The organism is Silvanigrella sp., from assembly GCF_044369315.1.
GTDB lineage: Bacteria > Bdellovibrionota_B > Oligoflexia > Silvanigrellales > Silvanigrellaceae > Silvanigrella.
This window is the reverse complement of sequence record NZ_JBIPMD010000017.1, coordinates 21369-27705: the sequence shown is the minus strand read 5'-3', so window position 1 is coordinate 27705 and position 6337 is coordinate 21369. Positions and strand designations below refer to the sequence as shown.

At 31.8% G+C, this 6337-nt stretch carries 6 protein-coding genes; 2 read left to right on the top strand and 4 right to left on the bottom strand.

The window, feature by feature from the left end; all coding sequences use genetic code 11:
- On the top strand, positions 1-729 hold a 729-nt coding region (locus ACIQ56_RS03060), incomplete at its 5' end, for a hypothetical protein (RefSeq protein ID WP_397599610.1).
- A 53-nt stretch (positions 730-782) separates the two neighbouring features.
- Here ACIQ56_RS03060 and murB read toward each other — a convergent pair.
- The 4 genes from murB to ACIQ56_RS03040 are packed head-to-tail and all read right to left on the bottom strand — an operon-like array spanning position 783 to position 4885.
- Positions 783-2495, bottom strand: coding sequence for a UDP-N-acetylmuramate dehydrogenase (murB, locus tag ACIQ56_RS03055; RefSeq protein WP_397599609.1), 1713 nt, complete (start codon positions 2493-2495; stop codon positions 783-785).
- 1 nt (position 2496) lies between these two features.
- The gene (locus ACIQ56_RS03050) at positions 2497-2829 is read right to left on the bottom strand and encodes a hypothetical protein (protein ID WP_397599608.1); all 333 of its coding nucleotides are present in this window, start codon (positions 2827-2829) and stop codon (positions 2497-2499) included.
- The gene (hflX, locus tag ACIQ56_RS03045) at positions 2823-4175 is read right to left on the bottom strand and encodes a GTPase HflX (protein ID WP_397599607.1); all 1353 of its coding nucleotides are present in this window, start codon (positions 4173-4175) and stop codon (positions 2823-2825) included. The genes ACIQ56_RS03050 and hflX overlap by 7 nt, the downstream gene beginning before the upstream one ends.
- Positions 4172-4885 carry an alpha/beta hydrolase gene (locus tag ACIQ56_RS03040; RefSeq protein ID WP_397599606.1) on the bottom strand — a complete coding sequence of 238 codons (714 nt, stop codon included), beginning with the start codon at positions 4883-4885 and terminating at the stop codon, positions 4172-4174. Before ACIQ56_RS03040 ends, hflX begins: the two co-directional genes overlap by 4 nt.
- A gap of 68 nt (positions 4886-4953) precedes the next feature.
- Between ACIQ56_RS03040 and ACIQ56_RS03035 the strand changes: the two genes are divergently transcribed.
- On the top strand, positions 4954-6315 hold the full coding sequence (locus ACIQ56_RS03035; protein WP_397599605.1) for a 1-acyl-sn-glycerol-3-phosphate acyltransferase: 1362 nt from the start codon (positions 4954-4956) through the stop codon (positions 6313-6315).
- Positions 6316-6337: the final 22 nt, after the last annotated feature.

Below are 6337 nucleotides of genomic sequence, written 5' to 3'. Positions count from 1 at the left end.
TTTTGGTTAACACCATTTCAACACCTCTTTCCTATAAGTTTTTTTCGGATCTGGGTGTCTACTTTCTTAGGGGAGGATCAATGCTCTGATGGAACAAATTTATTAGTTTGTCATAGTGTATTTGCAAATTCATTAACTATCGAATCTATCTTAGAGCAAGTAAAGAATTTTTTAGATCAACCTGTTAATAAAAATGAAGTCGTTATCATTGACATTCAGGCAGTTCAAAATTGGGATAATTTTTCTCCTAATATGAAATTAAAAATTCAAACGGCATTAACAAAATATTTAGGAAGTTATGCTGCACCGTCTGGACAATTTTCTCCTGAAAGTCACTTTGGAGATTTTGTACAAAGCGGGAAACGAGCTATTGTTTTACAATATAAGCCAACGACAAATTTAATTTGGGAAAGATCAAATTATATATGTGGATTATGGGCAAATTCAGATAATTCCGATAAAATATGGGACTATTTTCAAAACAATATAGATAATCGTTCCAACGTTTGCAGCAAAAATAAATTTATGCAAAGTCAATTAATTTATACGATTCAAGGCGCTTCAATTGATAATGTATTAGGAAATTCATTAAGAGATATTGTTGGTCCAACAAAATATAATTATTTATTAAAGTTAAATAATAATTATTTGTTATCAAAATCAATGAGAAAAAATGCAAACATTATCATTGAAGATTTCACATCTGGCTTTAATGGCAAAATGGCTTAATTGGTCAAAGAAATTTTATAATGACTAGCTCATTTTTTAAAATTTATTATGATTTAAATTAATTTTAATTTCCAATATTTCTCAGGCTGGTGAAAATCAGGGTTTACTCTATTTTCAATTACATTTCCGCTTTTTTTATCTTGTATATATTCGTTATGTTTCCAAAAAGGAGATAAAAAGTAACGAGAATGACCTAAACTCAAAGCACATTGAATTAAAATTGTATTTTCATTTGAGTTCATCATATTTTTTAATATTGAATAAGGAAATTTCATTCCAAAAACATAACGCATTTCTGTGTCATTATGAAAACTCATACACAAATCTTCAATATGAATTCCTTTCCACAGACTTTCTTTTATTTTTATATTTCTTTTAGAACGTTTTCTAATTCCATTAAATTCAATTGCAATCCATTCTCCTAGAGGAGTCATTTCAAATTCAATGTAATTTTGAGTTGAATTTTTTATGTCAGCAAAAAATATTTCGCTAACACTATATTTCCATAATTCATCTACAAATTTATTATTATTATCTGCTGATTTCTCAACAGAAATAGGAAAAACTTTGTTTGGATTTTCTGTTGTAAATGTTTTCCATTCTAAAAAAGGTTTCTCTGGATTTTTTCTTGCATCTTCTAGTGAAGTCAATTGTTTAATATATACACCAATAGACGGAACTCCATGAAATGGTATTTGAGCATATTCTAAAAAGGGAGATTCAAAAATACAAATAGGGTAACAAAGATCATCTTTTAATATTTGAGTTACCAGTTGATTTGGAAAATTTAATAAACCCACCCATTTTTTAGAATGAGGGCCTTCATAAGAGGGGCCAAGGAATTTCATACCACAATCATCAAAAAGTTTTTTTGAAAACAATCCTACAGGTTGAACTTCAAGTTCTAAATCCGCATTTGCAATTTTTTTTGCTTTTTCTCTCATTTGAGAAGTCAAAGTTAGCATATCTGTAGTTGAAGCATTTCCTTTATTCCAAACAAAATTAGCATGAAACTGACTTACTTCAGCATCACCAACATGAGCTCCTTTTAACCCAAGTTCATCAAAAACCTGTCCACTTGGTTTTCCAACTTGGTAATTATTTTTGAAAGTAGATCCACAACTTGGTAAATAAAAATGCTTTTTTTTATGTCTATCTGCTTCGCACTCTAACATATGTTGGAGTAATTTTTCAGATGATTTAATTTTAGGAAAATAAAGTCGCGCCCCAATAACAATTTCAGGTTTTGTCATTAATAAAGTTGATTTGTATCCTTGAAAAACTTCTTCAGCAGCATAGGTTTTTAAAATACCTTGTGTATCTATTGTAAATACATGTTTGACAATTTGAGAAACTTCGCCACCATAACATCTTGCATTCATGCGAATAGATGCACCCATTTGCCCTGGCATACGAAACATCCAAGAAGCACCCTCTCGGTTTGCTACCATACAAATTTCTGCTATTTCTGTGTTTGTCACACCACCTTCTACAAATAAATATTCGTCTGTTTCCCAAAACCATTTTGATAATTTTTCAAGTGATATCACTAATCCATTAAATTCTTCATCTGAATAAACAGAATTACTTCCTGAACCTAAAACAGAACAAGGTAATTTATTTATTTGACACCAATTTAAAGACTCTTGAATTTGAAAAATATTTTGGGGTTCCGCAAAGTAACGCGCAATCCCCCCCATTTTATAGTATGTTTTTTCTTTTATTGATTGATTTTCAAAAAAGAACTTGGGCAAAGACTTTGGCATTTTATTTTCCTAGGGCTTCCATTACTTCATCTTCATTACAGTATTTTGGTCCACCTAAATAGCATAATACAGAATTTATTTCTTTTACAATATCAGAATATTCAAAATTATATTTAAATAATTCTTCACATATTTCCATGAATAAAACTTCTGTTTGTTTTTCCATTTGAGCAATACTTTGATGATAATTGCTATTTTCTATTCGTGAAAATAATTCCCCTACATTCCAATTTTCAGGAGGCAAATGTCCTAGTTTTGTTTCAATTGCTTTTAATTCAAGAATTTTATTTTTTATATTTTCTGGAACTTGCATCACTTCATCTTGACTTACCATTCTTGAGCTTCCTCATTTTTTCCTAAAACAAAATAACGTTGATAAACACTCTTGGACATACGAACTTTAAAAATACCTTCATCAGAAGTCCAATTTGCATCTAATACACGAGTGTGAGAATAAATTAAAGAGAGTAATTTTGAATCCCCATAATTGACATGAAAAGTTTGTTCCACCATATTTTGTGAAAGAAATTGAATAATTGTTTCTCTAAAACGACGGATATCTTCTTCTTTATGGCTTGAAATACATATGCTTCTAGGATAACTTCTTGCCAAAATTCTTGGCAATTGAGGCTCTCCAATAATGGAATCTATTTTATTGAATACAATTATTTTAGGAACATCTGAAGCTCCAACTTGAGAAAGAACTTCATCTGTTACTTTAATATGATCTTTATAAGATCGATTTGATATATCCACAATATAAATTAACAAATCTGCCTTCGATGCTTCTTCTAAAGTACTTCTAAAACTAGCAACGAGTCCATGAGGTAAATTTCTGATAAACCCAACAGTATCCGTGACTAATATATTCATATTATTTGTGCCACGAATTCTTCGCACACTTGAATCCAGTGTTTCAAAAAGCGAGTCTTTTGCTGACAAATGACTTTCAGTTAAAGCGTTCATTAATGTTGTTTTTCCAGCATTTGTATATCCAACTAAAACAACATTCCATTCATCAAGCCTATTTTTTCGTTGAGTTTCTCTTTCTTTTTGTATTTTTTCGAGATCTTTTTTTAAAGAAGCAAGTTTATCTTTCATGCGTCTACGATCAATTTCAATTTGAGTTTCACCGGCACCCTTCACTCGGCCACCAACTCCTCCGCCCCCTCTTTGTCTTTCCCATGTAATCCAGGCATTCGACAACCTAGGTGCCATATACTCTAAATGAGCAATTTCAACCTGAGTACGAGATTCTTTAGAACGTGCATTTTTTTTAAATATTTGTAAAATAATACTTGTTCTATCTAAGACAGGTTTGTTAATTAAATTTTCAAGATTTCGAACCTGTGTAGGAGATAACTCTTGATCAAAAGTAACATAATCAATTTTTAATAAAACGCATGATTTTTTTATTTCTTCTGCTTTTCCGAGACCAATATAGGTAGCAGGAACAGGTTTAGATTTTTTTTGAACCGTAACACCAATACATTCATCACCAAGAGTTCTTACTAAAGCACCAAGCTCCTGAAGGCTTTCTTGAATTTCCGTTGGATCGTCTTCAGGTAATTCAAGGCTTACTAAGTAAGCTGTCATCCCTCCTTGATCACGATTTTCAAGCTGTAACCTTGCTTTTTCAAGTTCAATTGTTTTTTCAATATCGATGTTATTTTTATTCAACGATGTTCCTCTATAAACTTAGTAATATCTCGAATTTCTTCTTGCGAAATATTATGCCCCATTGAATACATTTTTGATCTCATTTTTTTAGCTCCCATGTCTTTAAGGGAGTCTAGCATATCAAAATAAGTTGCTGGAAAAATAACTTGGTCTTGATTCCCATGCGCAACAAATAAAGGAGTATCAATAGGATCTCCAGAATAAGAATTTTTAATAACATGAGGTTGAATCATAAAACCACTTAGTGATAAAATTCCTGCTAGTTTTTCTTTGCTCTTTAAACCACAATTTACCGCCATGGCAGCTCCTTGAGAAAAACCTAACAAAAATATTTTTTTTGTTTCTAATTTACATTGCTCTGCAGCATTATACATAATTTGTAAAATAGAATCTTCCGAAACTCTTCTTTCTTCTTTAGGATCGCTAAACAACGGAAACCACTGCGCACCTTCTACACCCATTGGATAATTTTTAGGTCCTTGAGGAAATAACCACAAAACGTCATCAATATTGATTTCATTTGCTAATGATGAAAAATTTGCCGCATTATCACCAAAACCATGCAAGGAAATAATGATATTTTTTATATTGTTACCTTTAGTCTTGGCGATTAATTTTAAAGGACTATTTAAATTCATATTATTTTTGGAACCTACCCATTTGACATTATTTTGTGATGACATTCTTGCTCCATTAGGTGAAATTGACATTTTCTAATGTCCTATTAGGCAATATACTCAATTTAAGAACACTGCAAAACTATTGAGGCGATCTAATAATGATGCGAATAGTCGCGTTTATCCTTTGCCGGATTTTCTTCAAAAGAATATGCATTTCAGGAACACCTTACACCGGAGGTGGTGCTATTTGGGCATCAAACCATTCGAGTGGTATTGTTGATCCCGCTGTAATGTTGGGTTTAGCACCTGTTACCATACGCCCATTAGGGAAACATACCCTTTGGGATATTCCTGTCATGAAACAGTTTTTGGCATTAACAAGAGCGATTCCTGTAACAAGATTACAAGATATTAAAAAAGATATAAAAGCACAAAAAGAAATGCTTGAACAAGGTAACTTTGAAGCCGATTGGCGCGCAAAATCAAATAGCGAAGCTTTTCAAAAAGTGAGTGATGCTCTTTTAGAAGGAGATTGTATTTTAATTTTTCCTGAAGGAGTTAGCCATGATGAACCTTATATATTTCAATTAAAAACAGGTCTCGCTCGAATGGCTTTACAGGCAATGGGAAAAGCAAGAGATTCAAATTTTTCTGTTGTTGTTCAACCAGCGGTTATTGATTATTCTGAAAAAGACGAATTTAGAAGTGAGCTTTATTTACACTTTTGTGAACCTATTGTGATTACTTCAAGTGAATATTCTGTAAAAGATATTATGGATGGTGTAAGAGAATCTCTTGAGTCTGGTTTTGCTAGTTTCTTTACGTGGGATGAAAAAAGAAACTGGAGATTTTTATTTGAACTTGCTTATGGTAGAAGCGCATATTCAGCAAGAGAATTTCGAATATTTGTAGAAAAACATCGTCCTGATTTTGATTCCGATCCAATATTAATGGCAAGAATTCAAACAATGCGACGTATGATGCAAGCTGTTAATGTTTCTGCTGCACAATTAGTTTGGGGTGATATCAATTACAAAAAAAGAAACTTTTTTTGGATTATTTTCAGGCATGGTTGGTTTTATTTATTTATTTCTTTTCCGATTGAAACTTTAGGAACAATTGTTTGGGTGTTACCCGCAAAATTTTGTGAAAGACTAGCAAAAAAAAGCACATCGGACCGTGATGTAAGAGCAACAATGAAAATTGCTCATGGAATGTGGTTTTTTCCTCTTTGGGCTTTTTTGATGTCTTCTATTTTCACTTATTTCTTAGGAAACTATTTACCGCATATAAATAAAGTCGTAATATGGATCGCATTCTTGATCTTGACTCCAACGTTTTTAGCGTTAAGTCTTATAGTGCAAGAAAGTGTCAATTTTTTTCCAGGCTTTTTAAGACTCGCTAAACTCCGTTTTTTCTTTCCAAGAGGCTGGTATGAATTAATGAAAGAATGGAGAGAAATTTCGGATGGAGTTATGCAAAAAATAAAAGTCTCAAATGAACAAGATACTAAAAGTTAACTTTTAGAAAATAACGAGGCTT

Excerpts from the sequence above, each read along its gene's own strand:
- ACIQ56_RS03040 (WP_397599606.1), bottom strand. The coding sequence starts at position 4,885 with ATGTCAATTTCACCTAATGGAGCAAGAATGTCATCACAAAATAATGTC.
- ACIQ56_RS03050 (WP_397599608.1), bottom strand. The coding sequence starts at position 2,829 with ATGGTAAGTCAAGATGAAGTGATGCAAGTTCCAGAAAATATAAAAAAT.
- murB (WP_397599609.1), bottom strand. The coding sequence starts at position 2,495 with ATGCCAAAGTCTTTGCCCAAGTTCTTTTTTGAAAATCAATCAATAAAA.
- ACIQ56_RS03035 (WP_397599605.1), top strand. The coding sequence starts at position 4,954 with ATGATGCGAATAGTCGCGTTTATCCTTTGCCGGATTTTCTTCAAAAGA.